Here is a 26,178-nt window from a genome sequence, read left to right as displayed (position 1 = left end):
ATTTTCCCGGCAGGAAAGCGAGTCCGTCCCGCTAGAAGTTGAAGCCGACGCCCACCGTATGCACCCAGGAGCCGTCGTCGATCACGTCTTCGGCTTCATTGGTGCTGGTGAACAGGAACTGGTACTCCGTCTCCCAGTACACGAAGGTCTTGTTCTTCACGTAATACTTCACTCCGGCGTCGGGCCCCGCAATCATGGTGTCCTTGACGCCATCCCCGTAAATAAAGCCTCCGTGCAATCCGACATAGGGCCACCAGCGGCCCACATCGAAGTGGTAGTCGGCCGCCACCCGCGTGGATCCGGTCCAGGCGCTGTCATCGGTGAGGTCCGTCACGTTCAGCTGCTGTTTTAGGCTAAATTTCAGCCGATCTTGGAAGTACATACCGTAGGTGGCCGAAAGCCCCATCCGGTTGTTGTCGAATTCCGTATCGCTGGTTCCCGTTCCGGAGATCGTGAGCTCCTGGTCCCCTTCCTCGGGGCCGTAGGGGTTGTCGTCCTGCTGCGCCCAGACAGCCATTGGCGCCATACCCAGGAGCGCCCCAACAAGGATCAAACTGTAAACAGGCATTTTCGCCTCCATGGACCAAAAGATTGTCATCTCCCTATGGGTAGAAAGTAGGAAAAATGCGGCGCTGCCTCCATTAGGGCCAACGCATACGCCAATGCACTTTTCCCTATTCCGGTCCATGGCTGTCTTTTTTCTTTACACATTCAACAAGGAAGACCTGTAACTCCTTGGCCCTCTTGGCCCCCGCCAATGCGCGAAAACCATCCCTCCATTTTTACCGCGGACCCGAGATGCGCACGCCAAATCTCCGCCCAAAGAGGGAAAATCCTGTTTAGCCTGCTTTACACGTCGGGCGACGGCATGCGCTCCATTTGCATATTTTGCGGATTTTTAGGCCGATGGAGGGGCTCCGGGAGGTCTCGGGGAAGCACTCCGAGAAACCGCTCGCTGGCGCCGGAGCGGGATGGACCGGAAGAGGCTCAGGTAAGCGCCCGGGCTTCCTGCTGCTGCAGGGTCCAGAGCCGGGCATATTCCCCGTCCTGGGCCAGCAGCTCCTGGTGGGTGCCCGACTCCACTATCCGGCCCGCTTCGAGCACCAGGATGTGGTCCGCGTCCACGATGGTGGAGAGGCGATGGGCGATGACCAGGGTGGTGTGGTCCGCGGAGGCCTCGCGCAGGGCCTCCAGGATGCCCTGCTCGGACCGGGAATCCAGGGAGGAGGTGGCCTCGTCGAAGACCAGGATTGGAGCGCCCTTGAGCACGGCCCGGGCGATGGCCACGCGCTGCTTCTCGCCGCCGGAGAGCTTCAGGCCGCGCTCGCCGACCACCGTTTCATAGCCCTCCGGCAAACTGGCGACGAACCCCTCCAGGTGGGCCACCCGGGCGGCCCACTCCACCTCCGAGCGGGTGGCGCCCGGGCGCGCATAGGCGATGTTGTAGAACAGGGTCTCATTGAACAGCACGGTGTCCTGCGGAACGATGGCGATGTTCTCGCGCACGCTGTCCCGGGTCACGCCGCGCAGGTCCTGGCCATCGATGGTCACCCGGCCCCCGGTAACGTCGAAGAAGCGGAAGAGCAGCCGCACCAGGGTTGACTTGCCGGCCCCGCTAGCCCCCACCACGGCCACCTTACGCCCCGGCGGGATGGTAAAGGTGATGTCCCGCAGGATCGGCCGCCGCCGTTGATAGGCGAAATCCACGTGCTCGAACCGCACCTCGCCGCGCTCCACGTGCAGGGGGCGGGCCTCCGGGGCGTCGGTGACCTCCGCCGGCTCGCTCAGCAAGCGCACCAAGCGGTCCATGTCGGCCAGGGCATAGCGGATCTGCCGGTACACGGTGCCGAGAAAATTGAGCGGCATGAAGAGCTGCAGCAGCAGGGCATTGATAGCCACCAGGTCGCCCAGCGAGAGGCGGCCGTCCCGCACCCCGTCGGCGGCCAGGAACATCACCGCCGTGACTCCCAGGGCGACGATGGCCCCCTGGCCGAAGTTCAGAAGCGACAGGCTGGTCTGGGCACGCACCGCGGTGTCCTCCCAATCCCGCAGGGTTTCGCTGTAGCGCTGCGCCTCCAGGTCCTCGTTGTTGAAATACTTCACCGTTTCGTAGTTCACCAGGCTCTCCACCGCTTGATTGTTGGCGGCGGATTCCAGGCGGTTGGATTCCAGGCGGTCCTCCAGGCGCCAGTTGGAAAGGGCGACGGTGAAGGCGATGAAGACCGCTACGGCGGCGAATATGGCCACGGCGAATAGCCAGCTGTACTGCCCGAGCAGGATCCCCGCCACGAGCAGGAATTCCACCGCTACCGGGAGAATGGAGAAGACCATGTAGTTGAGCAGGGTGGACAGACTGCCGGCGCCGCGCGACAGGTCGCGGCTGATGGCCCCGGTCCGGCGGTCCAGGTGGAAGCGCAGGGAGAGATTGTGCAGATGCTCCAGGGTCCGCACCGTTAGCCGGCGCATGGCGCGGTGGCGCACCCGGGCGAAGAGGATGTCGCGCAGCTCGGTGAACAGGCTGTTGGCGATGCGCAGCAGGCCGTAGCCGGCGAGCAGGACCACCGGAAGCCCCAGGGCCGCCTCCTGGCGGTCCAGGGCGTCCACCACATCCTTGAGGACCAGGGGCACCGCCACGTTGGCGCCCTTGGCCAGCACCAGCGCCCCCAGCGCGGCCAGCACCCGGCCGCGGTAGTCCCACAGGTAGGGGAGCAGGGCCCGAAGGTTCTGGAAATCGCGGCGATTGCCTTCCGGCGGCTCGGTCTGGCGGTATCTTCCTGACATGCCTGTGCGGATCCGACGGCTGGGGATGGGCTCGGCGAAGATGCCCGTGCCTACCGCGGGGGACGGAGCTTAGCCCCGGGGAGGCGGATCGGGCCCCGGCCTTTCCGTTACCGGGGCCCTCCGGTCGAAGAGGGAAGGTCGGAAAGCGGTACGGGACGGCCCTATTCTTCCGTTTGCCCGCCCAGGTTGGACCGGATGGCCTCGCCGAGGTCGGGGCGCCGGTATTCGACGTATTCGACGGTCACGTCCAGCATGCCGCGCTCACTGGCCTGGGCCAGAAGCGTGGGGATCTGCTCCGGGGTCAGTGCACGGCAGCCGCCGAACTCGTCCTCGATCATGCGGGCGGGCGTACTGTCCATGAAAGTATCCTCTTCGGCTACGGTGGTCGGCTATGGGGGACCGGCGGCCCGGCCGATTTCGGCCGCCGCAATCCCGATCCTGCGAAGGGAATCAAAGAATAACAGATCCGATCCGGACCATGGGCTAGGGACCTCGGTACCGACCGGGGCCCGCTAGCGCCCCTGGCCGACACCGTTGCGCTCCTGGAGGAAGGCCTCCGGCTCCATGCGGCCGCGATACTGCAGCCAGCGGGCCACCAGCCAGCACAGGATGGCCCAGGCCGAGCCGATGCACCACCCGGCCACCACGTCCGTGGGCCAGTGCACGCCGAGGTAGACCCGGCTAGCGCCCACCATTCCGGTCAGGAGCAGCGCGATGGTCAGCAGGTAGGCCTTCACCCGCCGCCGCGATTGGGTGCGGGCCAAGAGCACGCCGAGGGTCAGGTAGACCACGGCGGAGAGCATGGCGTGGCCGCTCGGGAAGCTCGCCGTGAACACCTCCGTGGCGTGGGGCACCAGGTCCGGCCGTGCCCGCTCGAATCCCATCTTGAGCAGGGTGCTCAGGAGCGTTCCCCCGCCCACGGAAACCACCACCAGCAGCGCCGCCGCGGGGCGCCGGACCAGGAACAGGAAGCCCACCGCGGCCGCGGAGACCATGAGCAGGATCACCACGCCCCCCAGGCTGGTGATGTCACGGGCCATGGCCTCGAACCAGGCCGGGCCGAGGGGGTCGCTCAAATCCGCCTGATTCCGCAGGGCCAGCAGGACGAACCGGTCGAACCGGTGGGTTTCCCCCTCCATTACCTCGTCGGCCAGCTCGGCGAAGGTCCATAGCCCCCCGGTGAGCAGCATGACGGCGGTAAGGATCCGGATCTCCCGCCAGCCCGCACGCAGCCATTTCCGCACGGTCCGGGCCGAGGGGATCAGGGGCGGCAGCTTCTCCATGGGCTCCGTGCCTTTCCGGTATCCGCGGGGCCAGAAGGGGCCGGGTACCGACCTTCCCCCTCTTGCATCACGTTTTTCAACCCTTTGGCAAGCCGGGGAGCCGGCCCGTGCGCCACCGCCTTACGGGTGGCCCCAATAGGCTCGGGCGCCGCCCTTGTCTACCCTGGTTCTTTGGAGGCAAATATCCCCTGCGAAACGGAGATCCCCATGAAGGGCAAAGGGGCGGCCGCGATCCTCGCCGCGCTTCTCGTCTCCTCGGCAACCGCTCAGGACGTGCAGGAGGAAAAGGTGCCGGGGGTGGTACACCTGCGGGGCGGGGATACCCTGAAGGCCAGTGACATCAAGATCGACGGACTCCTGGCCAACCGGGGCGTGGAGCTGGAAGCGGACAACAAGGAATACTACATCAAGCTGCCGCGCATCGACTCCATGCGCTTCCTGCGCGTCAGGGAGACGGCCAACCGGTATGTGGGGTCGGATTCCAGGATCCGGGTGACTCTGAAAAACGGCGAGACGATCACGGCCACCAACGCCCAATTGAGCACCCGCGCGGAGATCACCTACACGGGGAAGCCGGCGAACGAGCCCCGTACCCGCCCCTTCTTCCTGAACGGCAGCAAGGAATTCGCGCTCTCCGATCCCGACGACGTCGTCCGGATCGACTTCCGGTATGGCGACCAATCGGGGCGTCGGGACAACGCCTCGCCGTAATAGCCGCATCCCGTCACTCCGGGCCGGCTGGACTCCCCCGGCGCAGCCGGTAGGTTCACTCTCCGATTTGGGAAAGGGGCGCCCGGGTCGCCAACCCGCGCCGGTTCCGGTAAGGTCCCGAGGCCGGGTCTACGCGACCCGTCCCCCCCCGCCACGGCGCAAGCGAGAAGACCGATGGAGCCCCTGGACCTGACCGCCGCCGCCCTGCCTTTCCTCGAAGCCATGCCCGGCAATCTGCGCGAACAGGGCCTGGACCAGGATGCCCTGGTGCAGGAATGGCTGCTCGCCGGGCTCCGGGCCGCCACCCGGTTCCGGCTGCCGGACGGCGGCCTGCAGCTGGCCGACCCGGAGCGCCCCGTGCTGGCCCGGGGGCTGCTTCCGGAGCACCAGATGAGGGAGGCACCGCTCGCCGCGGAATTCCGGCAATACGACCCCTCCGGTCCCGCCCTGGGGGATGTCGAGCCCCGCCTGCGCAACCGGATCACCCTGGGCGTGCGGCTCGCCGGCGATCAGGCGGTCCGTCCGTATTTGCTGGCCCCGGATCTCGAGGAAGCCGAAAGCCGCGCGGGCACGCTCATCTGGCCCATCCAGGAGGTGGAGGAAGGCCGGGCGTGGGCCTTCCAGCCCTGGGGGCTGTTCCTGCCGGATTCCCCGGAAATCCGGGAATTTCCGCTTTCGGAGGCGCCGCTGCGCAAGCGCCGTTTTCTCCAGGAGGTGCGGGGCTGGGAGGAAGAGGACCCCGTTCAGAAGATCGAGGCCTACCCGGCCTACCTGCGGGAGATGGTGGGCCGGACCATGGCGGGCAAAGGCCTGGAGGAGGCCGATGTGCTGGATTCCGTCTACGGCGATACCCAGGGCGACCTGGCCGTCCTCCTCGATCTGTGCGCGGCGCTCGGTTGCGGCAACGTCGCCCCGGTCCCGCGCCAATCCCGGGCAACCTATTACGAGCTCCAGGGCCGCGCCCGGGAAACGGAAGCCCCGGTACCCGTGGCTGGCGGCAAGGTGGAGTGGCCGCAGGGTGCGCCGATCTGGATCCCTCCGCAGCCCAGCCACTAGACGGCTACCCAGGCGGTGTCCCTGCCGGGCTCCGCCCGCCTTCCTCCTCTCCTTATCCTGGACAATCCCCCCTGCCGATTCCGGGGGTTTTCAGCGCCGCCGTCAGGATTTTTTACAGCTTCGGCCCAGCCCAAGCCGAGGCCAAAAGCGCCATACCCGCTCCCGAACTAGGTGCAGCCCCGCACGCCGTGCGGATCACTACCCGTAGAAAATCTTTACATCTTGTAAAGCTTCGCTTACGCCCGAAGTCCGGGAATGCAACCAAATTTCTGTTTTTTAAATTAATTTTCCAATAGGCACGCAGAATGCGTAGACGGGAGGGAACCAGTCACCACACTAGTAAGGAGATTTAACATGAAAACCTCCAAGGTAATCGGCAGCCTCTTACTGGCCATCCCCCTGGCAACGGCCAGCTTCTCGGCCCAGGCGGTGCCCATGGAAACCGCACTGGGGATCGTGATCGACGGCTCCGGAAGCATATCCGGCTCGGAATTCGCCACCCAGCAGAATGCCTACGCCTCGGTCCTGGGCAATGCCAGCCTCGTCCCCGCGAATGGAAGTATCGCGGTCAATCTCGTCCAATTCTCCAGCAACGCCCAATTGGAGCAGACCGCCCTCCGCATCGAGTCTTCCTCCGACCGGGACACCCTCGTCGACGCCATTAACGACATGAGCCAGCTGGACGGCAGCACCAGTATCGGCAGCGGCATTGAACGTAGCCGGATCAATATGGACAGCTTCCTATCGGGCTTCGGGCCGGCAGCCTTCTCCACCGATTTCCGAAAGCTCATCGATGTCTCCACGGACGGCGAGCACAACACCGGTTACAGCCCCTCGCTCGCCTCCCAGCAAGCCTTGGGTGACGGCTATACCAAAGTAAACTGCCTCGGGATCGGCAATTCGGCGGACTGTACCTGGAATCCTAGCGGCTCCTCGGATTTTGACGCGGATTCCTTCGAGGACCTCGAGCCCGTCTTGACCCAAAAAGTGGGTACCGAGCTGGATACCATTCCGGCGCCCTCTTCTCTGGCGCTGCTCGGCGCCTCGCTCTTCGCGTTCGGTGCCATCCGGGGCAGGAAGTCCGAGGCGTAACCCCTCCCCCTCCCCGGCGGCCGCGGTCGCGGTCGCCGGGGCTTCATTCCGACCGCAGTCATCTCCCGGTCATGCATGCCTAGAGACAAACCGACCGGATTCACCCCGCCATCCGATAGCCGGTGGGCGCTTCGGCGATTTCGCTGCTCCGCGCTTCCGATTCCACCACGCACCGGTCGCAGAATTGTCCGTGTGACGGCGTCCAGAAGCGCTCTTCATAGTTCCTGGCGGGCCAGTCGGGGCAGTCGGGATGGAAGTGCCAGATCTCGACGGGATCGAAATAGGAAAACACCGATTTGCGGTAAGACATCGCGGGAGCCCTCCCCCCTTTGATTACGCCGTTGGTTATGCTCTGAAGGAATTTTTTACACCATCGGCGAAGGGCGGCAATCCGGGGAGCTCCTATCGTTTCGCGGGAATCCCCCGGAAAGCGGGTCCTGTACATAAGAACATAAGGGAAAAGTCCCGCAATGACCCACTGAACCGGTCGAATTCTGCCTCCGGGCTTGGGCCCGGAGCCGGATTCTCTACGCTCCCGGTCGGGGGCGCTCCCGAAAACACGGATTTCCTCGCTTACTTTCTCCCGGGGCCCGCATTTCCCGGTGCGGCCCCCGAAAGGCCCGACCGCCCGGGCGGTCTTCGCGCGGCCACGCTACGACACTTTCTCCGCCCCTCCGGAAATGGATTCCGCGAAAGAATAGAAAAAACCGGGAAGGCGCCAGGGCCCGCCATGCCAGCTGGAGGGTTCAGCACACTTGCGGCCGAGGGATTCCCGCGCCCTGCGGGCCATTTCCATCCGCGTCTGCCGGCAACTCCTTGTCTTGCTTGACACTTCCGGGAACCTGAGGCCCAATAAAGCCAACCTCAATCGACCACAGAACCTAAAAGGGGAAAACCGGTAATGTGGAAGAAAACCGCCGTTATCGCCGCCCTTGCGGCCCTGCCCATGTCCGCCGCCAATGCCGCCGACAGCACCGGTTGCGGTGTGGGCACCATGATCTTCGACGGGCAATCCGGCGTGGTCCCGCAGGTGCTTGCCGTAACCACCAACGGCACCTCCGGCAATCAGACCTTCGGCATCACCTCCGGCACCTTGGGCTGTGACCAGGACGGCGTGGTGAAGCACGAAGCGGCCCTGACCACCTTCGTGGCCTCCAACATGGAGAAGCTGGCGGGCGACATGGCATCCGGCGGCGGGGAGACCCTCGCTTCCGTGGCGCAGCTCATGAACGTGCCGGAAAGCGAACGGACTGCCTTCTATCAGGCCGCCAAGGAGAACTTCGCTTCCATCTACGCGGGCGACGCCGTCACCGCGGGCAAGGTGGTGAAGAACCTGAAGCAGGTGGCTGCCGGCACCACCGCCTGATCGGCAAAGAATGCGGAAGCATCGGGGCGGCCTCTCAAGGGGCCGCCCTTTTTGCGCGTCAATCGCGCTTAGGGCGTGGATTCGGGTAGGTCTATATCCTGACCTTGTCGTCAGCGGGCGCCCGGACTTTAGTACCTTCCCGAAAAAAATTTCGCCCCCGGCGAATTCCCCGCCGGGGGCGTCCTCCATCCGGCTCGGGCCACGGCTTCGGGGCTCATTCCACCCCTTGGCTGCGCGCCACGGCACCCGGCGTATCCCAGACCAGGGCCAGGGCCGCCAGCGAGCAGACCGCCATCATCATTACTACCGCGGTCAGATCCCCGCCCACGAGGAAGGAGGAGAAGCCGCTTATGGCCCCGGCCGCGCTGAACTGCAGCGCCCCGAGCATGGCGGAGGCGGTGGCCGCGATCTCCCGGAAGAACTCCAGAAACAGCGTGAAGATGTTCGGCAGCCCGGCACCGAAAGTGCCCATGGCCAGCAGCACGCCCGGCAGGAAAAGCGCCAGGGAGGGTCCCATGTGGGTGACCACCAGCAGGTAGATCATGGCCAGGGCCTGGAGAACCACCGTGGCCCGCAGGATGGAGGCCGGTCCGAAGTGGCGCAGGAGCCAGCTATTGAAGAGGTTGAACCCCGCCATGGCCCCCACCGTGCCGGCCATGACGAGGGAGAACACCTCCGGGGTGAGCCGGAACCATTCCTGGAGCACGAAGGAGGCATGGGTCAGGAACAGCATGTTGACGCTGAACACCAGGGCCAGGATGAACAGCAGCCGCATGGCGGTGCCGTGGCCCAGCACCAGACGGTAGTCGGTCACCAGGGTATGCAACGGCTTGCTGCGATCCGGCTGCACGGGATAGCTCCGGAACAGAGTGCGCCGCAGCATGAGCTTGATGCCGATCGCATAGGTGGCCATCAGGGCGAAGATGCCCGGCCAGTCGGCGAACTCCAGGGTCAGGGTACCGATGAAAGGGGCGACGGCCGGGACCAGGAACGTGACCAGGGCGATCAGGCTGAACAGGCGTGCCGATTCGGGACCGTCGGAGTGGTCCCGGGCGATGGCCGGCACGCTCACCAGGCAGAAGCCCGCTCCGAGCGCCTGGAGTATCCGCCAGGCCAGCAGCCAGGTCAGGGACTCCACCCCGACGATGGCCAGGCTGCCGCCGACGAACATGACCAGGCCGGCGCGCATCACCATCGGACGACCGTAGCGGTCCGACAGGGGCCCACCCACCAGATGCCCCAGGGCCAGCCCCAGGAGGAAGATGCTTACCGTCAGGCCCACGTCCTGCGTGGAAACGCCCAGTGTTTGGGCAATCGCCGGAAAGGCGGGCAGGCTGGCATCCAGGGCCAGAGGGCTAACGGCGATCGAAGCGCCAAGAAGCAAAGCGAGGCGGATATGCGACATGGTGCTCCCTCTTGAGCCATTGACGAAGGGCGCGCAAGCACCCACCGCAGTTATTAGGATTTCAGAAACAAGCCCTTACCGGATCCGGGCTGGCCCGGGCTTCACCTTAGGGGCGTAGGGTTTCGCCTTAAGGAAATCTCCCAAAACCCATAAGAAGATTTTTCATCCGGAAAATTCCCGGGGCGGCCAATAAAAATTTCGCGATGGGGCCGAGGCGGCCCGGGACGCAGGGAGCCGGTTAGGAAGTCTCTTGTTTTTCCGATAAGAAAAGCCGAGGAAAGGCGGTCGGCGATGGAAGGAGGGGGGGACCCGGAACGCATGACGGGCCCGCGCCTGGTTGCGCGGGCCCGTCCGGGACTACCGGCCGTCGCGGAGCGCGGTTACCTATCCGGGCCCCGCAGGCGCCAGGCCACGGGGCCCAGTGCGAGCAGGGCCAGTACGCCGGGAGCCGGAATGGGAGTGCCGTTGGGCGGTGCCCCATCGCCGAGCGGGGTCAGCAGATACCTACCGGCCACGATCTGCCCCTGGTCGTTGATCGCCCGGGCGGAGCCTAGATCCATGCCCGGAAAGCGGTCGGCCTCGGCGATCAGGCTCTCCAGCGACAGCATTCCCGCCCCGTCGGTCCAAAGGAAGGGCTCCGCACCGGCACCGTCGCCGCCCACCACCCGGCCGTCCTCGTTGATGTCCTCCGCGGACCGTCGTCCGAGCGGGCCGAGCCCGTCCTCCAGGCGGCGCATTCCCTCGCCCTCGTTCCAGAGGAGGGCCTGGCGGGCACCTCCGCTTCCGGGCTCGTGCCCGCTCCATCCCACCACCTGGCCCTGGTCGTTGATCGCCGTGGCGTAGCTGTGTGGAGCGCTCCCGGCGGCCACCCCCAGGTCGGTCATGCCGCTGCCCGCCTCCCACCGGAAGGCGTGCTTTCCCGAGGTCGTGCCAGCCCACCCCGCCGCCTGACCCTGGTTATTGATGGCAAAGGCCACACTGGGCGCCCCTGGGTGCAGGGCGCCCAGTCGCCGCATGCCGCCGGCCGAGTCCCAGAGGAAGGCCCGCTCCTCGAAGGGCCCGCCGCTGAAGCCCACCACCTGACCGTCGTTATTGATGGCCATGGCCTGGCTGCGGTCCTCACCGCCCGGCAGGGCCCCCAAGCCCTGCATGCCCGAGGCCCCGTCCCAGAGGAAGGCTTCCTGATCCGTATCCAAGCCCGGACCGGCCCCGCTGAAACCGACTACCTTCCCCTGGTCGTTGACCCCCGAAGCGCTGCTCCATGCCGCCCCGGGGGACAGGGTGCCGAGCTGGCTCATGCCACTCCCCGCATCCCAGAGAAAGGCGCGATAGCCGTCGCCGGAAGCACTGACCCCCACCACCTGGCCCGCGCTGTTGATGTCATGGGCAACCGTGTAATCGTCCCCGCCGGGCAGATCCCCGAGATCCTGCAGACCGTAGGTGGGGACGGCGGAGGCCCCGGTGCTGAACGCTCCGAGGACAAGAAGTGCTGTCGTAGGAAGTGCGCGCATTATGCGGTCCTTGCGTGTAGGCCATGAAAAAAGCCCCGGGGAATACCCCCCTTGAGGAATTCGGCGGACAAGGCGCGTCCTCGATAAAACAGACAGCACCTGTCGCTGTACGCGGTTCCGCAAGGATCAGGCCAACAAGAAAAATGCTGGGGCTCAGTCCCCTATAAAGGGCGGGCCACGGCAAGGGCGCAATCCGTAAAGAATCAGGACACGCTCCCGCCGCTTGTCTTTCATTCCCCGGTAGCCAGGGGGGCCTCCAAACCCGGCCGCGATCGGCCTTACCCCTTTCCGGCCCGGTTAAGCCACGAGACCCCAGCCTGTAAAGTAATCCCCCTTCGTCCCGACTCTTCCCCCTTTTCCGGAGCCCCCGGTTCTTGCTTCATGCCAGCAGACCGGCCCTCCGTGGCAAAGCCGGCGCCAGCGCGACCGGGGTATACGGAACTGACGGCTCGCTGCCCGTATGCCAACAATAAAGAAAGATCCCCGGAGGCAGGCTCCCGGCCTTCCCGTTCCGCAGACGAAGGAGCATGCTCATGCCCACGCTGCCCCGCGCGGCGCTATCCCTCCCCGTTTTCCTGGTCCTTTTCTGCGGGCCCGCCGCAGCGGAGCCCGATTCTTCCCAACGCATTCTCCCCACCTTCGATGTAATGCCGATCGGCAAGGGCGACGCGGACCTTCGAGCCCGCGCCCTGAACGACCAGGGGGTCGTAGTGGGCAATATCGGTACCGTATGGACGGCACCCTGGCGCTGGAAGCCCGGCGCGGAGGAGGTAACCGTGCTGCCCTTTCTTCCGAAATGGAAGAAGGCCGGAGGCGACCCGGGCGGCAATCCGGTGGCCAAGGTGCGGGATATCAACGACCGGGGCACGGCCGTGGGATCCGGGGGCGGGGATTATTCCCCGGAACAGGACCCGGTTTCCTGGGATGCCGAGGGCCAGATCCGGGACCTCGGGGAGCTGCCGGGCGCCGCCCGGGAAGGAGGCGCGGCCGAGAAGATCACGCCCGAGGGAGCCATCTACGGATGGACCTGGGGGGCGGATGGCCGCAAGACGCGCTTCCGCTGGACCGAGGAGGTAGGCATGGAGCCGCATCCGGACGCACTTCCCAACGACGCGCCCAGCCCTACGGAACGATGGGTGCGGCAAGCCCTATCAAAGCACGCGCTCGGGACGCTGGTAGACCCGGCGGATGTCCCGGAATTCCCCGTGGAAGAGAAGTTCCAGCCCGGCCGTGAATACTTCGACGACCTGCGGATCCAGGACATCAATGGCGCGGGACAGATTATCGGCTGGAAGAAGGGACTGCTGGGGAGGCATCGCTCCTACCTGCTTACCCCCCGGGGAGGGCCTGCGGAGGGATCGGACGCCAAGAGCGGCCCGGCGCGATAGAAGGGCGGATCCGACTTCCGCAGACTGGCCCCCCTTTGGCCCGGGAGGGCTGAAGCCCTTCCCAGAGATCCGCCGCCGTTTGGTGGTGGTGGCGTGTCCTCAAGCCGCTTTCGTCAATGCGGGTCCGGCGCACAGCGGGAAGCGCCGGGGAGGTTTAACCGGTAGCGCGGGCTCAAGGTGCGGCTAACGACGAATCTCTGGGAAGGGCTTCGTATGAAAGCTCCCCGATCCGGCGGGAACGGGATGAAACCCCTTGCCCGCTTTATAAGCAATGTCCGTACCAACATGGAGAAGCCCGAGGCGGGAACCTGCCTCACCGGCAAGTCCTGGCCTCCCACGGATTTTCCGCCCGCCTCCCGAAATCAAGGGACCGCCCCCATCAGGTGGGCGGGCGATTTCTGGCTAAAAGTGGCCAGCGGGGGTGGTTAATCGCACAAAATGCGACCATTGACGACGGTTGGGGGGGTTGAGTGGATAAAAGAGCTCTAGGGGCTCCATGCCGCTTACGACCCGCCTTTTATGCGCTTCAGACCCCGATGCAGTGTGGCCTCCGAAAGCATCCCCGTATGCGCGTCCACTAGGTGCCCTGCTCGGTTATAGAACAGGGTAGTGGGAAGACCATTGGCCCCCACTTCAGCCCCCACCGCCCGAGCTCGATCGAGCAGGACGTTATCGAGCTCCAGGCCCTCCCTGTTCAGGTAGGATCCAACGGCCTTGAGCCCCTCACCTTGATTCACGAAGACGAAGGAAATGCCGTCGCGCCGGTCCTGGGCTTGCTCCAAAAGGGGCATTTCCCGCCGGCAGGGTGGACACCAGGATGCCCATAGGTTCACCACCATGGGTTTTCCCCGGAATTCGCCGAGGTGGGCCGGGTCGCCTTCCAGGGTCGCCAGCTGACTTTGGGGCAATCCCCGACTGGTGCTTTCGATGGTTGCGATGCTGCCTGCGGTTACCCCCCAGACCAAACTCCCAACCAAAATTCCCATGGCTAGGGGCCGCCGCTTGGAGGGTGCTCGCCAAAACCACCATCCCAGATACGCAGCTCCCGAGACCGCCCCCGGGAGAGCCAGGAAACCGCCATCGCGCATGTCCAGCATGGCGAACCAGTCACCCTGATATTGGGGATAGGAGCCGAGGACGAACGCTACACGCGCCATTATCACGCCAACCAACAGGGCGTGAAGCAAAAGGGGGCCGGCACGCTGACTGGGCTCGCGGGCGGCAAGCCCGGCCGCAGCCAGAGCCGCGCCCGTGGCCAGGGCGATCAATACTTGTCCTACCGAGAAGGCCAAAGGACCCAAACCGACGGACAGCATGAGCATACCTCCTGTCTGACTGACGAAGGTGTGGCTAATCCGGCTAGCCGGCTCCGGGGCGGGGCCGATCTAGCTCGCACAATGGCCTCCTTCGTATGCTTTCGGTGGCGACCACCTCGGCCCCTCGGGTCGCACCACGGCCAGTTCGAACTTGTCCCGGTAGAGGTAGGTGGCCGCACTAATGTCCCAGGTGAGTCGGACGGTTCCCGGGCCCGAGGCCCTGGCCGAGACCTGGAATGCCTCTCCGGGCTGCGGAATATTGGATCGGGCTCAGGCACCCCCGCCGGCGAGGACCCCGGCAAGCAGGGCGACAACAAGCAGAAGGGCCCCCAGGGCGGGGCGGCTGGATCAGGCGCTACGCAATGGCGCAGTCTCCTGTGGCCTGGGCAAGTGGGCAATCAGAGGTACTTCTGCAGATCGGGGTCTTCGATGGGCTGCGCAGGCAGCCGGAGGATCCCGGGCAGGGCCTGCAAGCGAGGCATACCGGAAAGGGCCTGAGCCCCTCCGTCCCCGTCCCGATAGACCACCGTGGGCGTAGCGCGCGCGCCGAACCGACGCATGAGCTGCTGGTTATTCTCTAACTGGGTCCGCACCAGCTGTGCCGGATCTTCCGCAGGGGCGATGCCGCCGTCTTCGTAGTTTTTCTCGTGCCTACGCAACGCGGCAGCGGGGTCATTGGCACTGAGGATGGCCGCCGCCTTCGCGGGGCTGCTCGGCTTCAGGATGCCGACCAGGATGTGGCGGACCTGGAGGCCCTCGCTGTAGTACGGTTTAGTCACCTTCCAGAGGTCGTGGCAGTAGGGGCAGTTGGGGTCGGTGAAGACATAGATGACCCGCTCGGGCTCCTCCGCCCCGGCGGGGATCCAGTGGGCCTCCTTCTCCAGAACCGTCCAGGCGTCCGCCCCGGACTGCCCATGGGCGGCATTCCCGCCCAGAAACAGGGCCACGGCCGCCGCTAGCATGGGCAGGAGGGAGCGCGGCCTCAGGTTACCAGGCCACATAGGAAAATCCTTTCTGTTGCAGTTCGGCCATCTCCAGCACGCCGGCGGGGACGGTTTTCACTCCGTCCCGCAGGTCGTCTCCGGTGGCGTCCAGGGCCTGCATGGTGTTCTCGCAGGCCCGTAAGCCGACCCCGTAGGTCATCAGGCTGCTGACCTTGTCGCCGTGGTCGCTGCGCACCGTCGCCGGTGGGTCCTTGAGCAGAAGGTTCAATCCCGGTCCGAAGCCCACACCCACCAGCTCGGCCCGGTTGTCTAACTGGCGCAGGATCTCGCCCATGCTGAACAGGATCCGGTCGTAGTACTCCGGATCATCCCGGTTGATCTGGAACACGATGCGGATCTCCGGATCCTCGCCGGGGAAGCTCAACCCCCCTTCCGACGCCCGGGCTGCCGGGACCAAACCGACTCCGCCCACCACGCTCCCGGCTGCAGCCAGGAACTGCCGGCGGGAGGAAACGCTCGAATCGTCCGCCATGATCTGCTCCTCTGATTGCGTTCGGCGGACAGCATGGCGCAGGAGGCTTAACGGCGCCTTAAACCCCGCCCTTCCCTGTGACGGCGGCTTAAGGTCCATTTAAGGCTGTTCGGCCAGGCTGGGGCTCCAGGGGAGGAACGCATGCGGGTCTTGATCGCGGAAGATGACACCCTGCTCGGGGACGGCATCCAGGCCGGCCTCCGGGCCAAGGGCTTCACCACGGACTGGGTAACCGAAGGCGGGGCGGCCGAGCAGGCCCTGCGGGCCGAGCCATTCGACCTGGTGGTGCTGGATTGGATGCTGCCCGAGCGCTCGGGCTTGGAGGTGCTGCGGACCCTGCGCGCGGCCGGCCTCACGGTGCCCGTGCTCATGCTGACGGTCCGCGACGCGGTGCAGGACCGCGTGGACGGGCTGGACGCCGGCGCGGATGACTACCTGACGAAGCCCTTCGATCTGGAGGAGCTGGCCGCCCGGCTACGCGCCCTGGCCCGACGCCGCACCGTGCCCCCCGCCGAGCGCGTGGTGGTGGGTGCGGTGGAACTGGAGCCGGAGCAGCTCCGGGTGCGCGTGGACAGCGCAGAGCATCCCCTGGGCCACCGGGAGGTCGCCGTGCTGAGCATGCTCATGGAACGGTCAGGCAGCGTGGTAGCCCGGGAGCACCTGGAGGAGCGCTTGTACGGGTGGGACGAGGCGGTTGCCAGCAACGCCCTGGAAGTGCATATCCACAACCTGCGGCGCAAGCTGGGCAGCCACCACATCGAGACCGTGCGCGGGGTGGGGTACCGCTTCCATGAAGAATAGCCCACCCTCGCTACGGCGCCGGCTCTTCTGGGTGATCGCCGGGACCTTGGCCGTGGTATGGACCGCCGCGGCGGGCTGGATCTTCGTGGCCCTGCGGGCCGAAGTAAACGGGGTCCTGGACGCCAAGCTGGTGGAGTCCGCCAACCTGGTCCAGAACCTGTGGCACGGGGCGACCGCTCCGGACCCCGGCCGGCAGAACCCCATGCAGGGTGCGGGAGGAACGACGCTGACGGAGGGCCTGGCCTGCCAGGTCTGGTCCCTGAACGGCCAACTGCTTTCGCGCTCCGACGGCGCCCCCCAGAACCCCCTCAGCCAGACCCCGTCAGGCTTTTCCGAGGCCACCGCGCGGAACGAGCGCTGGCGGGTCTACGCCGCGCCGGCGAACGGGGAGGCCCCCCGAGTGGTGGTGGGCGAGCGGCTGGCCATCCGCGATGGCCTGGCCAACCGCATTGCTGCCGGGCTGACGCTCCCCTTCCTGCTGGGCCTTCCAGCCCTGGCCCTGGCCATCAGCTTCGCGGTGCGCCGGGGGCTGAAGCCCCTTCAGGCGGCTGCCCGGCGGGTGGAGAACCTGACTCCGGACGCCGTGGAGCCTTTGGGCGGCAGCGACAAGTCTCCCGGGGAAGTAGCCCCCCTACTCGCAGCCATCGACCGGCTCCTGGGACGCCTGCGCGAGACTCTGGCCCGGGAGCGACGTTTCCTGGGCGATGCCGCCCATCAGCTACGCACCCCCCTGGCCGCCCTGAAAACCCAGGCCCAGGTCGCCCTGGACAGCCCCCAGCCCGAACAGCGCGAACATGCCCTGCACCAGCTGGTAGCCGGCGCGGATCGGACTGATCGGCTGGTGTATCAGCTGTTGACCCTTGCTCGCCTAGACGAGTCAGGGCAATTCCCGAAGGAGCCGGTTGACCTGCGGGGGGTAATCACCCGGGCAAGGGAGGTCTTGGCGGGACAGGCCAAGGAGGCCAGGATCCGCTTGGAGACCTCCCTGCCCGAGGACCCCGTAATCGTCCAGGGCAGTAGCGAGGCCCTGGAGTCCCTGCTGACCAACCTGATACACAACGCCATCCGGTATGGTCGCAGGGATGGCCGGGTGCGGATGCGCCTGAATAGCAATCCGCCGTCGCTGGAAGTGGAGGATAACGGGCCGGGATTGGCCCCGGAGGAACGGGAGAGGGCCCTGGCGCGTTTTTACCGGGGCAACCAGAGTACCGGACAGGGCTCCGGTTTGGGACTGCCCATCGCGGCCAGGGTGGCGGAGCTTCACGACGGCTTCCTTGAAATGGGCGAAGGAGCCGAAGGCACGGGGCTACGGGTAACCGTTTGGTTTCCCAACGTCTAGCCCGGTAAGGCTCCCCCTCCGAAGAGCCCGGACGCCGACATACTTGGGAGCTTTAGTATGGATTCCGGCTATAGGCCCCAAAAAGAAAAGGGCTTATAGCCGAAGCTATAACCCCTTGATTCAGATGGTGGGCCGTGCAGGAGTCGAACCTGCGACCCGCTGATTAAAAGTCTGCATTTTACCTTTCCTGCCGTTTTCATTCTATTCCTAGCCCTTCCTTCCAAGCCCTTGTATAACCACGCATAACCGGGCAACATCCGTCTTAGAACGTCCCAGGCGTTCCCGCCAAAGCCAAGGTCTATGGTTCACCCCACAGTTCACCCCGAGGCTCACCCATGGCCGAAAAGCTCACCGCGAAGCGCATGGAATCCCTCAAGCCTCAATCCCAGCGTTACGAGGTTACGGAGCCCGGTGGCCTGGGATTGCGCGTCACCCCCAAGGGGACCAAGTCCTTTTTCTACTTCTACAAGGAGGATGGCCGCACGCGCCGCCTGACCCTGGGCACCTACAAAAAGCCCGGGGATACCAAGCCCACCATGAGCTTGAGCGCCGCCCGCGATGCCCTGGCGGCCGCCAAGGGGCAACGGGCCGAAGGCGTGGACCCCGCCCAGGCCAAGGCGGAGGCCAAGGCCGAAAAGAAGCGCACCCCCACCGTGGCCGATTTCGCGGAGACCTACTTGGAGCGGTGGGCCAAGCCGAACAAGAAGTCCTGGGAGGAAGACGAGCGCGTCCTTAATCGGGAAGTGGTGCCGAGGCTGGGCAAGCTCAAGCTGCCGGAGGTGGAGCGCAAGGACCTTGTGAAGCTGGTGGACGGCATCCGCGCCCGGGGGGCGGAGGTGCAGGCCAACCGCACCCTAGCGGTGGTGCGGCGCATGATGAACTTTGCCGTAGAGCGCGGCGAGCTGGAGCACTCCCCCGCCACCCACATCAAGCAGAGCCGGGAGAAAGCCCGGGACCGGGTTCTGAGCCGGGAGGAAATCCGGCTACTGTTCGCGGAGCTGGACAGCATGAACCTGTGGCCCGCCACCCGCGATGCCCTGGAGCTGATCCTCCGCACGGCGCAGCGCCCCGGGGAAGTGCTCAATCTGGAGTGGGCGGACGTGGATCGGGAGCGGGGCCAGTGGATCATCCCCAAGGAGAAGGCCAAGAACGGGGAGGCCCATGTGGTGCCCCTGACGGAAAAGGCCCTAGCCATCCTGGACCAGGCCGCCGAAGTGGCCGGGGGTAGCCAGTGGGTATTTCCTGCCAGCCGGGGCGCCAACCACTTGAGCGAGTACGCCATGGGCCAAGCTATGCGCCGCGCCATCAATCCAGCCGAGCGCCCCGGCAAGGATGCCGACCCGGAGGCGGAGCCTATCATGGACCGGGCCACCCCCCACGATCTGCGGCGCACCGCCGCCACCCTCATCACGGAGATAGGGTTTAACCGGCTTGTAGTGGACAAGCTGCTGAACCACAAGGACCAAACGGTGGGCGGGGTCTACGACCGCCACAGCTACGATAAGGAGAAGCGCCAAGCCCTGGAAGCCTGGGAGCGGGACTTGGGAGCCACCTTCTCCGGGCAGGGCCAAGGGGCGGCGGTGGTGGAGTTGGCTAATGGGCTGAAAGGAAAAGCCTCGAATGCCTAAGATTTGCACCAGCCACTAAGTCCGGCGAAACGGGAGCAAATAAAAAGGTCACTTTGTTGAACAAGCAAGAATTATTGGATCGAGCCAAACAATGCCTCCAGGAATTGGGTTATAGCGATAACCCGAATGAGGCTTGGCAGGCCCTTTTGCGCATCGAGGAGACGGAAGCGGTGCCTAAAGAGGGATGGGAAGAAGAGGCTCTAGAAGAACTAAAATGGATTGCCCAGGCCAACCCAGAAAGTATAGATATTTACCAGTACCACGCATTAATTGATTTCATAATTACAAGCGTTAAAGAATCAGGGGTGGTGCCTAGTTTTTGCCAAGATTTTCACGCTAAGGTTTTACGAGGAGAACTAAAGCCTCCAAAGCAAAAACCAGGGAAGGACCCCAAACAAAATAAGGCCAGGGACTATATAATATACAGGGCCTGCACTAGACTTGTTAGCGAATATGGAATACATCTTTACGGGGAAAGCAAGAACCGCCCTAGTTCCGTAAGTATTGTAAGTGAAGCGCTTTTTTCTTTCTCAGATTCATGGGCCCGCTCTGGAAACCCTGAAGCTTCGGTAAAGAAAATCTGCCAGAACGTAGAAAAACGCCAGCGTCAAGGGTAACGCTCCCACAATCATTTCCCCTGCCATTCGCTTCCCGCATTCCGAAACTAGCCTCCGTTCCCAATCAACCTTAACGGAGGCTTTTCTATGCCTACCCCTATCGAACAAGCCGAAAAGCGCGTACTTCGTCTACGCGAAGTTAGTGACCGGTACGGGCTCAGCCGAAGCACCGTCTATCGGTTGATGGGCCAGGGAAAATTCCCCAAGCCGATCCAGCTTGGCCCCCAAGCCGTGGCTTGGCGCGTGGAGGACCTGGAAGAATGGCTGGCTTCCCGCCCGGCGGCGGGGGAGGACTAACCCATGGCCCGGACGTGCGAAGGCCCGCACCCGGGAGGGGGCGCGGGCCGGAGGCAAGGGGTCTCGCCTGATTGGGGGCAAGCGTACCCCGATGCTAACCGGCCCCGCAACGGCTCCCCCGTCCTTGTCCGTGAAGTCCTGGCGGCCCTGGTTCTCCGCTGGTTCCAGCGCCGGCAGATTAGCGGTGCCCGCCCCCGGGAGCTACTACGGAAAACGGGGGTGGCCGATGGGTGAAGCCGCACCGAGTCCGAGCCCCGCCGGCGAAATCGAGGCCCGGTTCTGGGAGGCCATGCAGGAGGCGGGCCTGGAGCCGCCCGAGCCCATCCCTGCGGACGGTGACCTCCACCGCTTCGATGCCCCGGACGACCGCCGAGGCCAGCGCACCGGCTGGGCCGTCCTGTACCCACCCGGCGACTACGGGGCCGGCGGCGCGTTCGGCAGCTGGCGGCACGATGGCTCCCATACCTGGAGCGACCGCGACCGGCGGACCATGAGCCGGGCGGAGCGCAGGGCCTGGCAAGAGCGAATGGCGGAAGCCCGCCGGCAGCGAGAGGTGGAACGGCAGCGCCGGGCGGAAGAGGCCTCCGCCAAGGCTGCCCGTATATGGGAGGAGGCTGACCCCGCCCCGGCGGATCACCCCTATCTCCAGGCCAAGGGGGTGGGAGGTTACGGCCTCCGCCAGCATGGCGACGCCCTGGTGGTTCCTATGCGCGACGCCGGCGGCGCCCTTCGATCCCTGGAGTTCATCGACGGGGGCGGTGGCAAGCGGTTCCTAAGCGGCGGCACCAAGCGCGGCTCCTACCACGCCATAGGCCGGCCCTCCGCCCGCCTTTACGTTGCCGAAGGCTACGCCACCGCCGCATCCATCCATGAGGCCACCGGAGACGCCGTGGCCGTTGCCTTCGATGCCGGCAACCTGGAGCCGGTGGTCCGCGTCCTGCGGGACAAGCTGCTGGGGGTGGAGCTGGTGGTGGCCGCCGATCATGACGAGTCGGGCACCGGGCAGGCCAAGGCCCGCGCCGCCGCCGGGGCGGTGGGCGGGCTGGTAGCAGTACCGCCGAAACCCGGCGACTTCAACGACCTAGCCCAAGCCTACGGCCTGGAGGCGGTAGCCGAGGCCCTGGCGGCACCATACGCCCCCAACCCTGAAGAGGAATCACCGGCGGGCGAAGACCGTGACCCGGAGACCGGGCCGCCGTGGAGGGAAGCCGAAACCCCGCCGGGATGGCGGATTTCTGCAAGCGGAGTCCACCGGGTGGATGACGACGGGAACGAGGATTGGGTGGCCCTGGCCCCGGTATGGGTGGCCGCCCTCACCCGCAACCCCCACGGCGGCGGCTGGGGTGGCGTGGTCCGGTGGCTGGACCGCGACCATAATCCCCAAGAGCGGGCCATTCCTTACAGCCGTTTCCATGAGCAGGGCAACACCCTAGCCCAAGAGCTGGCGGACGATGGGCTGGCCGTGATTCCCGGCAAGGAGCGCAAACTGGCCCAATTCCTGGGGAGCTGCGCTCCCACCGCCCGCGTCCGTTCCGTGGAGCGCCTGGGCTGGCTGGATGATTCCGGTGGTGCCCTGGCGTACGTCCAGCCCCACCGCGTCATTACCGCCGGCGGCGACGAGGAAGTGGTCTACCAGCCCGAGCGGTACAGCCCTACCGCCCGCACCATCCATGCCGCCGGCACCCTGGACGAATGGCGGGCGCACGTCGCCACCCCATGCCACGGGAATCCCTCCCTGATCTTCGCCATTTGCGCCGGGCTGGCGGCACCCCTGCTACGGGCTGCGGAGCTGGAATCCGGGGGCTTTCACCTGTACGGCACCACAACTTCCGGGAAAACGACGTGGCTTCAGGTAGCGGCCTCCGTGTTCGGCTGCGGGGCCGATCCGGCCCAGAACCCGGACACGGCCTTTATCCGGCGATGGAACGCCACCGGCAATGCAGTGGAGGGGCTGGCCGCCGCGCACAATGACGCCCCCTTGTGCCTGGACGAAATCGGGACGTGCTCCGCCCGGGACTTCGGCGCGTTGGTCTACAACGTGGCCGGCGGACAGGGCCGCGCCGCCATGAGCCAGAACCGGAACCTGAAGGCCCCACGTTCCTGGCGGACCCTCCTACTTTCCACGGGGGAGCTGTCCACCGCCGCCAAGATTGCCGAGGGCGGCAAGAAGGCCAAGGGCGGGCAGCTTGTGCGGATTGCGGACCTGGCCCTGGACCCGGTCCTGGCGGATACCCACGGGGAGCCGGTGGCGGACTTCGGGGATGCCCTCAAGCGGGCCTGCGGGCGCTACTACGGCACGGCAGGCCCCGCCCTGGTGGAGTACCTGGTGGGGCAGTCGGATGATGCCTTCGACCTGCGGAACACCGTTTCCACCCTTCTCGACCGGGCCGCCCACCGTCTCACCCCCGACCACCTTCCGGCAGAACAGCGCCGTGTTCTCCGCCGGTACGGCCTCGTCCTGGTGGCCGGGTGGCTGGCCCGCCGGGCGGGGCTGGTTCCCTTCGTGGATGAGGAGGTGGAGCAAGCCGTCCGGGTGGTGGTGGACAAATGGCTCGCCAGTGCCGAGACCCAATCCGAGGCGGAGCGGGGGGTGGAGGCCATTCAGGCTTTCATCCTGCGGCACGGAGCCCGCTTCCAGGCCAAGAGCGGCGGCCCCGAAGTCCGGGAGCGGGTGGGCTACCACGACGAGGGAAACGCCCTGTACCTGTTCACACCCGAGGGCTTCCGGGAAGCCTGCGGCGGGCACGACTCCAAGACCGTTGCCAATGAGCTGGACCGGCGGGGCCTTCTCTACAAGAACGACGCCAGCCGGCACCGCTCATTACATTCGGTGGGCGGGAAACGGCCCCGCTTCTATGCCGTCCGGGAGCAAATCCTGAACGACGATTCGCAACCGGAACCCCCGGAACAAGCGGAACGGAGCCCAGCATGACGGGGAATTTGCCTGTTCCGCCCCCTGTTCCGGTCACGCCAATACCGGAACACCCGAGAGGATACCTGTTCCGGTTGTTCCAGCACCGGAACATCTACCGGAACACCTACAAAGCCCGGCCACACGAAGCCTTGTTCCGGTTGTTCCGGTTGTTCCGGTCCTTTTCGGAGGTTTGGAAATGAGCCTTCTAGATGCCGTCAGTGACTTACTAGACGATTCCGCCGAAACCGAGCCCCAGCCCCAGAAAGAAGAACCCGAGGCCCCCTGCCCGGCCTGCGGCTCCGCCCGCTGGTGGGAGGACCGCGCCGGGGGGTGGTGGTGCGAACGCTGCTACCCCTGGGAGACGGGCCAGTGGGCGCGGCTGCTTACGCTGCCCAATGGTGAGCGCCCGACCCCGCCGCCCGTCACGGATGAGGAGGTGGAGGCCGCCGTGGCGGTGGCGAAGCGGTACGGCTGGAGCCGAGAGGCATTCCGCGAGTTCTGCGGCGGCGATTGGTCCGGCCTGCCGGAGCCGGAGGTCCTGGAGGCCATGCTACGGGACGTGGTGCCCCATCCGGGGCTCAGTGGGGCCGGCGGTCCTGATATGCAGGGGAGAACAGGGTGAGGCGAGACAATAAGGGCCGCTTCCTGGCCGGACAATCCGGCAACCCCCAAGGCCGGAAGCCCGAGGCGGAAAAGGTCCGAGAGCTACTGGAGCCCTGCCGCGACGATCTGGTGAGTCAGGCCGTTACCCTGGCTCTCCAAGGAGACGCCACTGCCCTAAGGCTCTGCCTAGACCGCTTGGCCCCGCCTCCGAAGTCCGAGGCACGCCCCGTGGAAGTGCCTGGCTTGGCGGAGGCATCCTCTATGACGGATAAGGCAAAGGCCATCATGGCGGCGGTGGGTACGGGCCAAGTACCTCCCGATACAGGGGAGCGACTATTAGCGGCCCTGGGCAACTACGCCAAGGCTATTGAGATGGACGAACTGGAGCGCCGTATTTCGGCCTTAGAACAAGGAGAGACAAACGATGGGGATAAACGATAAACGCCGCAGGCTAAAGCATCTGGAGGCGGAAAGCTCAGAGAAGAGGATGAAAATAACTAATATTGCGAGCCTTGTGGCCCTAGCGAACGAACCTTTACATGAAGACTGGGAATATACTCCTCGGGAAAAGATACCTGTTAGCTCCGAGATAGCCGCCCTGGTGCATGGGATGGATAATGCTGAATTAGATCGAGGTGGGAAACCGCAGAAGAAATCATATTCGGATAGAATAATTACGCTAAGAAGGCGACCACATAAATAATCCGGCCTGCTGCGAATCTAGAATGCTTCGTAATAATTAATTCCCAAATTTACCCTGAAGACTATTTTCTTTTCAGAATTTAATATGCCAGTTACCGCTTACAACCAGCACCTTTATTTCCCATAGAAGAAAAATTAAACAATACTGTACCCTTTATAAAAAATTTCCCCGGAAGGGCTAATCGGTTGTGCTTTCTAATCCCCCACCTTTCCAAAGCCTGAAACTAACGTTCCCAGGAGTGGCGTTTCGTGCCTCCCTAAAAGATACTTTTGGAGTACTTCCACCCAAAAAATGCTTAGTTAAAAAGGTCTGACAAAACTGGGATGCAGTTGCCCCATCAACAGAGTGAAATGGCCCTATAAAATTTTTGCACATTGTAGAACGAGATAGCTCACCCCCAAAATCTCTATACCCATTTTTACAACATAAAGAAATATACGTTTTCTTAGTACCTCCCCTTACATGTAAAGCGCGCTTTATCTTTTCGGGACCTACCCATCCATCAACGGCAAAATGTATCCCATTACTTTTTCCATGACCAATCCAAATAACATGTGAATAGATACCTTGCTCTTTGTGCCATAGGATTTTAAGTTCTTCTAAACTCCGAACTCTAATCTGCCTAAATTGGTCATCTGGAATTAGAAGCTTGCAAAATTGGCCAACTGATTTGGCCAAGGGGTCCATAAGGTATTCTTCGGTAGACAGATCCCCAATATTTATTATCAAAACTCCTACTTTTTTGTGAAGTAAAGAAACTCCAATCCAATCTGAAGCGGTGCCATCATCCAATTTAACCTTAACGCTATTAGCTTCCCGTTCAAGAATCTCCGTTTGCTGAAGCGCGAAATCCCAACTATCTAATCCATCCACCCTAGAAACCGGGACGTACGCCCTTTCTCCTGGATTAAACTCTGACATTATTCTCCCTCGCTTTATATATCTTCTCGACCCAATTTCCCACCTAAAAAAGAAGGAGATTTATTTGCATAAGCCAACAAATTAATGCTAGCCAGAGATTGGAACCGCACACTCCCGAGCTAATAGGACCTAGGCACCTACTCTCATTCCTACACCCAGGCTGGCCAAACTTAAGGGGTCAGTTCACCCAACAGTTCACCCCAAATTAAAAAGGCTCTACACGTTTCCGCGTAGAGCCTTGATTTACTTGGTGGGCCGTGCAGGAGTCGAACCTGCGACCCGCTGATTAAAAGTCAGCTGCTCTGCCAACTGAGCTAACGGCCCGACAGTCGTCGAGAAGCGCTGAAGTTTGCCAATGGAATGGGCAAAGGTCAATTCCTCTACCCTTCTGGCCGGAGCGTGAACGCGCTTACAGCCTCCCTCGGCCTTTAGCGGCCAGGAAGCCGGAACTTAGCCTGCCCCAAGGCCTTGCGCCTTTTCAAGAGCGCCCGACTCTTCGGCGCGCGTGCGCAGATAGAGGTATACGTGCCGGGCGGTGCGGATGGCCTGCTTGTGGGCGTTCTCGGGCAGGGCGTCCCGCCGGTCCATGTCCACGCAGTTGTAGTAGTAGATGAGCTCCCGGCAGTTGTCCCGAATGGTGTTGAGGCTGGGATTCTTCTTCACCGCCACCTTCCAGAGGGCCAGGAGGTCGTCCTCGGTGCCTTCCCACTCCCGGTCGAGGACCAGAAGGTAGGCCTTGATCAGGTCCTTCAGGATATCGATGGCCGCGTTAGTGGAGTCCCAGACATCCACCTCCTCGCCGACATTGATGCGGCGCTCCCAATCGCGCAGGGCGTCGTCGCTGCGCTCGAATCGTTCGACTATGCTGGATTGCTCATCGCTCATGGCTGTTTCCCGTCGGTTCGGTCCCTGCCGGGCGACCCGTGGCTTCAGGTTGGGGATATTCGTTCCTTGGACCGAGTATTCCAGT

At 64.2% G+C, this 26,178-nt stretch carries 26 protein-coding genes, 1 tRNA gene and 1 pseudogene; 14 read left to right on the top strand and 14 right to left on the bottom strand.

All coding sequences use genetic code 11. The features are described 5' to 3' along the window. Positions 1 to 31 precede the first annotated feature (31 nt). From ACERLL_RS03720 to ACERLL_RS03705, 4 genes are all read right to left on the bottom strand, one after another. On the bottom strand, positions 32 to 568 hold the full coding sequence (locus ACERLL_RS03720) for a hypothetical protein (RefSeq protein WP_373654710.1): 537 nt from the start codon (positions 566 to 568) through the stop codon (positions 32 to 34). A 419-nt stretch (positions 569 to 987) separates the two neighbouring features. Then, positions 988 to 2,781 (bottom strand): ABCB family ABC transporter ATP-binding protein/permease, encoded by a 1,794-nt coding sequence (locus tag ACERLL_RS03715; RefSeq protein WP_373654709.1) that lies wholly within the window; start codon positions 2,779 to 2,781, stop codon positions 988 to 990. Between the two features lie 161 nt (positions 2,782 to 2,942). After that, positions 2,943 to 3,140 (bottom strand): hypothetical protein, encoded by a 198-nt coding sequence (locus tag ACERLL_RS03710; RefSeq protein ID WP_373654708.1) that lies wholly within the window; start codon positions 3,138 to 3,140, stop codon positions 2,943 to 2,945. Between the two features lie 153 nt (positions 3,141 to 3,293). Continuing rightward, positions 3,294 to 4,064: a phosphatase PAP2 family protein gene (locus ACERLL_RS03705; RefSeq protein ID WP_373654707.1), complete on the bottom strand. Its 771-nt coding sequence runs from the start codon at positions 4,062 to 4,064 to the stop codon at positions 3,294 to 3,296. A gap of 207 nt (positions 4,065 to 4,271) precedes the next feature. Here ACERLL_RS03705 and ACERLL_RS03700 point away from each other — a divergent pair, with 207 nt between their 5' ends. From ACERLL_RS03700 to ACERLL_RS03690, 3 genes are all read left to right on the top strand, one after another. Continuing rightward, the gene (locus tag ACERLL_RS03700; RefSeq protein WP_373654706.1) at positions 4,272 to 4,775 is read left to right on the top strand and encodes a hypothetical protein; all 504 of its coding nucleotides are present in this window, start codon (positions 4,272 to 4,274) and stop codon (positions 4,773 to 4,775) included. 174 nt (positions 4,776 to 4,949) lie between these two features. Continuing rightward, on the top strand, positions 4,950 to 5,831 hold the full coding sequence (locus tag ACERLL_RS03695; protein WP_373654705.1) for a hypothetical protein: 882 nt from the start codon (positions 4,950 to 4,952) through the stop codon (positions 5,829 to 5,831). A gap of 354 nt (positions 5,832 to 6,185) precedes the next feature. Beyond that, a complete protein-coding gene (locus ACERLL_RS03690; protein ID WP_373654704.1) occupies positions 6,186 to 6,923 on the top strand; it encodes a vWA domain-containing protein in 738 nt (245 codons plus the stop codon). 100 nt (positions 6,924 to 7,023) lie between these two features. On the opposite strand, the gene ACERLL_RS03685 is transcribed toward ACERLL_RS03690, so the two are convergent. Further along, positions 7,024 to 7,233, bottom strand: a complete 210-nt coding sequence (locus ACERLL_RS03685) for a hypothetical protein (RefSeq protein ID WP_373654703.1) — start codon at positions 7,231 to 7,233, stop codon at positions 7,024 to 7,026. A 591-nt stretch (positions 7,234 to 7,824) separates the two neighbouring features. Here ACERLL_RS03685 and ACERLL_RS03680 point away from each other — a divergent pair. Continuing rightward, complete coding sequence (locus ACERLL_RS03680) at positions 7,825 to 8,289, top strand: DUF3015 family protein (protein WP_373654702.1); 465 nt, start codon at positions 7,825 to 7,827, stop codon at positions 8,287 to 8,289. A 214-nt stretch (positions 8,290 to 8,503) separates the two neighbouring features. Here the strand turns inward: ACERLL_RS03680 and ACERLL_RS03675 are convergent, their stop codons facing one another. Then, positions 8,504 to 9,694 (bottom strand): multidrug effflux MFS transporter, encoded by a 1,191-nt coding sequence (locus ACERLL_RS03675; protein WP_373654701.1) that lies wholly within the window; start codon positions 9,692 to 9,694, stop codon positions 8,504 to 8,506. A 380-nt stretch (positions 9,695 to 10,074) separates the two neighbouring features. Further along, the gene (locus tag ACERLL_RS03670; protein WP_373654700.1) at positions 10,075 to 11,205 is read right to left on the bottom strand and encodes a hypothetical protein; all 1,131 of its coding nucleotides are present in this window, start codon (positions 11,203 to 11,205) and stop codon (positions 10,075 to 10,077) included. Positions 11,206 to 11,738: 533 nt separating this feature from the next. On the opposite strand from ACERLL_RS03670, the gene ACERLL_RS03665 reads away from it, so the two are divergent. Next, positions 11,739 to 12,593, top strand: a complete 855-nt coding sequence (locus ACERLL_RS03665) for a hypothetical protein (protein ID WP_373654699.1) — start codon at positions 11,739 to 11,741, stop codon at positions 12,591 to 12,593. 503 nt (positions 12,594 to 13,096) lie between these two features. On the opposite strand, the gene ACERLL_RS03660 is transcribed toward ACERLL_RS03665, so the two are convergent. The 4 genes from ACERLL_RS03660 to ACERLL_RS03645 form a co-directional block, all read right to left on the bottom strand. Continuing rightward, entirely contained in the window at positions 13,097 to 13,909 is an 813-nt protein-coding gene (locus ACERLL_RS03660; RefSeq protein ID WP_373654698.1) for a redoxin family protein, read from the bottom strand. Between the two features lie 69 nt (positions 13,910 to 13,978). Continuing rightward, positions 13,979 to 14,167, bottom strand: coding sequence for a protein-disulfide reductase DsbD domain-containing protein (locus ACERLL_RS03655; RefSeq protein WP_373654844.1), 189 nt, complete (start codon positions 14,165 to 14,167; stop codon positions 13,979 to 13,981). 140 nt (positions 14,168 to 14,307) lie between these two features. Beyond that, a complete protein-coding gene (gene dsbG, locus ACERLL_RS03650; protein WP_373654697.1) occupies positions 14,308 to 14,910 on the bottom strand; it encodes a thiol:disulfide interchange protein DsbG in 603 nt (200 codons plus the stop codon). Then, positions 14,897 to 15,385: a DsrE family protein gene (locus tag ACERLL_RS03645; RefSeq protein WP_373654696.1), complete on the bottom strand. Its 489-nt coding sequence runs from the start codon at positions 15,383 to 15,385 to the stop codon at positions 14,897 to 14,899. The genes dsbG and ACERLL_RS03645 overlap by 14 nt, the downstream gene beginning before the upstream one ends. A 141-nt stretch (positions 15,386 to 15,526) precedes the next feature. Between ACERLL_RS03645 and ACERLL_RS03640 the strand changes: the two genes are divergently transcribed. From ACERLL_RS03640 to ACERLL_RS03600, 9 genes and pseudogenes are all read left to right on the top strand, one after another. Continuing rightward, entirely contained in the window at positions 15,527 to 16,186 is a 660-nt protein-coding gene (locus tag ACERLL_RS03640; protein ID WP_373654695.1) for a response regulator, read from the top strand. Then, the gene (locus tag ACERLL_RS03635; RefSeq protein WP_373654694.1) at positions 16,176 to 17,525 is read left to right on the top strand and encodes an ATP-binding protein; all 1,350 of its coding nucleotides are present in this window, start codon (positions 16,176 to 16,178) and stop codon (positions 17,523 to 17,525) included. The genes ACERLL_RS03640 and ACERLL_RS03635 overlap by 11 nt, the downstream gene beginning before the upstream one ends. A 335-nt stretch (positions 17,526 to 17,860) precedes the next feature. After that, the gene (locus ACERLL_RS03630) at positions 17,861 to 19,153 is read left to right on the top strand and encodes a tyrosine-type recombinase/integrase (RefSeq protein ID WP_373654693.1); all 1,293 of its coding nucleotides are present in this window, start codon (positions 17,861 to 17,863) and stop codon (positions 19,151 to 19,153) included. Positions 19,154 to 19,209: 56 nt separating this feature from the next. Beyond that, the gene (locus tag ACERLL_RS03625; RefSeq protein WP_373654692.1) at positions 19,210 to 19,770 is read left to right on the top strand and encodes a hypothetical protein; all 561 of its coding nucleotides are present in this window, start codon (positions 19,210 to 19,212) and stop codon (positions 19,768 to 19,770) included. 87 nt (positions 19,771 to 19,857) lie between these two features. After that, entirely contained in the window at positions 19,858 to 20,067 is a 210-nt protein-coding gene (locus tag ACERLL_RS03620) for a helix-turn-helix transcriptional regulator (RefSeq protein WP_373654691.1), read from the top strand. A 226-nt stretch (positions 20,068 to 20,293) separates the two neighbouring features. After that, positions 20,294 to 22,999, top strand: coding sequence for a DUF927 domain-containing protein (locus ACERLL_RS03615; protein ID WP_373654690.1), 2,706 nt, complete (start codon positions 20,294 to 20,296; stop codon positions 22,997 to 22,999). A 178-nt stretch (positions 23,000 to 23,177) separates the two neighbouring features. Continuing rightward, positions 23,178 to 23,603 carry a hypothetical protein gene (locus ACERLL_RS03610; RefSeq protein WP_373654689.1) on the top strand — a complete coding sequence of 142 codons (426 nt, stop codon included), beginning with the start codon at positions 23,178 to 23,180 and terminating at the stop codon, positions 23,601 to 23,603. Then, positions 23,600 to 23,779, top strand: a pseudogene (locus tag ACERLL_RS03605) (DUF5681 domain-containing protein); the annotation flags it as partial. The gene ACERLL_RS03610 and the pseudogene ACERLL_RS03605, both read left to right, overlap by 4 nt. Before the next feature lie 66 nt (positions 23,780 to 23,845). Continuing rightward, positions 23,846 to 24,025: a hypothetical protein gene (locus ACERLL_RS03600; RefSeq protein ID WP_373654853.1), complete on the top strand. Its 180-nt coding sequence runs from the start codon at positions 23,846 to 23,848 to the stop codon at positions 24,023 to 24,025. A gap of 439 nt (positions 24,026 to 24,464) precedes the next feature. Here ACERLL_RS03600 and ACERLL_RS03595 read toward each other — a convergent pair whose 3' ends face one another. The 3 genes from ACERLL_RS03595 to ACERLL_RS03585 form a co-directional block, all read right to left on the bottom strand. After that, entirely contained in the window at positions 24,465 to 25,208 is a 744-nt protein-coding gene (locus tag ACERLL_RS03595; protein ID WP_373654688.1) for a hypothetical protein, read from the bottom strand. 248 nt (positions 25,209 to 25,456) lie between these two features. Next, positions 25,457 to 25,532 (bottom strand) — tRNA-Lys (locus tag ACERLL_RS03590). 126 nt (positions 25,533 to 25,658) lie between these two features. Further along, positions 25,659 to 26,093 (bottom strand): hypothetical protein, encoded by a 435-nt coding sequence (locus tag ACERLL_RS03585; protein WP_373654687.1) that lies wholly within the window; start codon positions 26,091 to 26,093, stop codon positions 25,659 to 25,661. Positions 26,094 to 26,178: the final 85 nt, after the last annotated feature.

The sequence above is a fragment of the Thiohalorhabdus sp. Cl-TMA genome, assembly GCF_041821045.1.
GTDB classification, from domain to species: domain Bacteria; phylum Pseudomonadota; class Gammaproteobacteria; order Thiohalorhabdales; family Thiohalorhabdaceae; genus Thiohalorhabdus; species Thiohalorhabdus methylotropha.
Note: the sequence above shows the minus strand (reverse complement) of the source record. Positions and strands in the feature narration are given on the sequence as shown.

What these genes read in the sequence shown, in the direction of transcription:
- ACERLL_RS03720 (WP_373654710.1), bottom strand. Translation starts at nt 568, where the DNA reads ATGCCTGTTTACAGTTTGATCCTTGTTGGGGCGCTCCTGGGTATGGCG.
- ACERLL_RS03715 (WP_373654709.1), bottom strand. Translation starts at nt 2,781, where the DNA reads ATGTCAGGAAGATACCGCCAGACCGAGCCGCCGGAAGGCAATCGCCGC.
- ACERLL_RS03710 (WP_373654708.1), bottom strand. Translation starts at nt 3,140, where the DNA reads ATGGACAGTACGCCCGCCCGCATGATCGAGGACGAGTTCGGCGGCTGC.
- ACERLL_RS03705 (WP_373654707.1), bottom strand. Translation starts at nt 4,064, where the DNA reads ATGGAGAAGCTGCCGCCCCTGATCCCCTCGGCCCGGACCGTGCGGAAA.
- ACERLL_RS03700 (WP_373654706.1), top strand. Translation starts at nt 4,272, where the DNA reads ATGAAGGGCAAAGGGGCGGCCGCGATCCTCGCCGCGCTTCTCGTCTCC.
- ACERLL_RS03695 (WP_373654705.1), top strand. Translation starts at nt 4,950, where the DNA reads ATGGAGCCCCTGGACCTGACCGCCGCCGCCCTGCCTTTCCTCGAAGCC.
- ACERLL_RS03690 (WP_373654704.1), top strand. Translation starts at nt 6,186, where the DNA reads ATGAAAACCTCCAAGGTAATCGGCAGCCTCTTACTGGCCATCCCCCTG.
- ACERLL_RS03685 (WP_373654703.1), bottom strand. Translation starts at nt 7,233, where the DNA reads ATGTCTTACCGCAAATCGGTGTTTTCCTATTTCGATCCCGTCGAGATC.
- ACERLL_RS03680 (WP_373654702.1), top strand. Translation starts at nt 7,825, where the DNA reads ATGTGGAAGAAAACCGCCGTTATCGCCGCCCTTGCGGCCCTGCCCATG.
- ACERLL_RS03675 (WP_373654701.1), bottom strand. Translation starts at nt 9,694, where the DNA reads ATGTCGCATATCCGCCTCGCTTTGCTTCTTGGCGCTTCGATCGCCGTT.
- ACERLL_RS03670 (WP_373654700.1), bottom strand. Translation starts at nt 11,205, where the DNA reads ATGCGCGCACTTCCTACGACAGCACTTCTTGTCCTCGGAGCGTTCAGC.
- ACERLL_RS03665 (WP_373654699.1), top strand. Translation starts at nt 11,739, where the DNA reads ATGCCCACGCTGCCCCGCGCGGCGCTATCCCTCCCCGTTTTCCTGGTC.
- ACERLL_RS03660 (WP_373654698.1), bottom strand. Translation starts at nt 13,909, where the DNA reads ATGCTGTCCGTCGGTTTGGGTCCTTTGGCCTTCTCGGTAGGACAAGTA.
- dsbG (WP_373654697.1), bottom strand. Translation starts at nt 14,910, where the DNA reads ATGTGGCCTGGTAACCTGAGGCCGCGCTCCCTCCTGCCCATGCTAGCG.
- ACERLL_RS03645 (WP_373654696.1), bottom strand. Translation starts at nt 15,385, where the DNA reads ATGGCGGACGATTCGAGCGTTTCCTCCCGCCGGCAGTTCCTGGCTGCA.
- ACERLL_RS03640 (WP_373654695.1), top strand. Translation starts at nt 15,527, where the DNA reads ATGCGGGTCTTGATCGCGGAAGATGACACCCTGCTCGGGGACGGCATC.
- ACERLL_RS03635 (WP_373654694.1), top strand. Translation starts at nt 16,176, where the DNA reads ATGAAGAATAGCCCACCCTCGCTACGGCGCCGGCTCTTCTGGGTGATC.
- ACERLL_RS03630 (WP_373654693.1), top strand. Translation starts at nt 17,861, where the DNA reads ATGGCCGAAAAGCTCACCGCGAAGCGCATGGAATCCCTCAAGCCTCAA.
- ACERLL_RS03620 (WP_373654691.1), top strand. Translation starts at nt 19,858, where the DNA reads ATGCCTACCCCTATCGAACAAGCCGAAAAGCGCGTACTTCGTCTACGC.
- ACERLL_RS03615 (WP_373654690.1), top strand. Translation starts at nt 20,294, where the DNA reads ATGGGTGAAGCCGCACCGAGTCCGAGCCCCGCCGGCGAAATCGAGGCC.
- ACERLL_RS03610 (WP_373654689.1), top strand. Translation starts at nt 23,178, where the DNA reads ATGAGCCTTCTAGATGCCGTCAGTGACTTACTAGACGATTCCGCCGAA.
- ACERLL_RS03600 (WP_373654853.1), top strand. Translation starts at nt 23,846, where the DNA reads ATGACGGATAAGGCAAAGGCCATCATGGCGGCGGTGGGTACGGGCCAA.
- ACERLL_RS03595 (WP_373654688.1), bottom strand. Translation starts at nt 25,208, where the DNA reads ATGTCAGAGTTTAATCCAGGAGAAAGGGCGTACGTCCCGGTTTCTAGG.
- ACERLL_RS03585 (WP_373654687.1), bottom strand. Translation starts at nt 26,093, where the DNA reads ATGAGCGATGAGCAATCCAGCATAGTCGAACGATTCGAGCGCAGCGAC.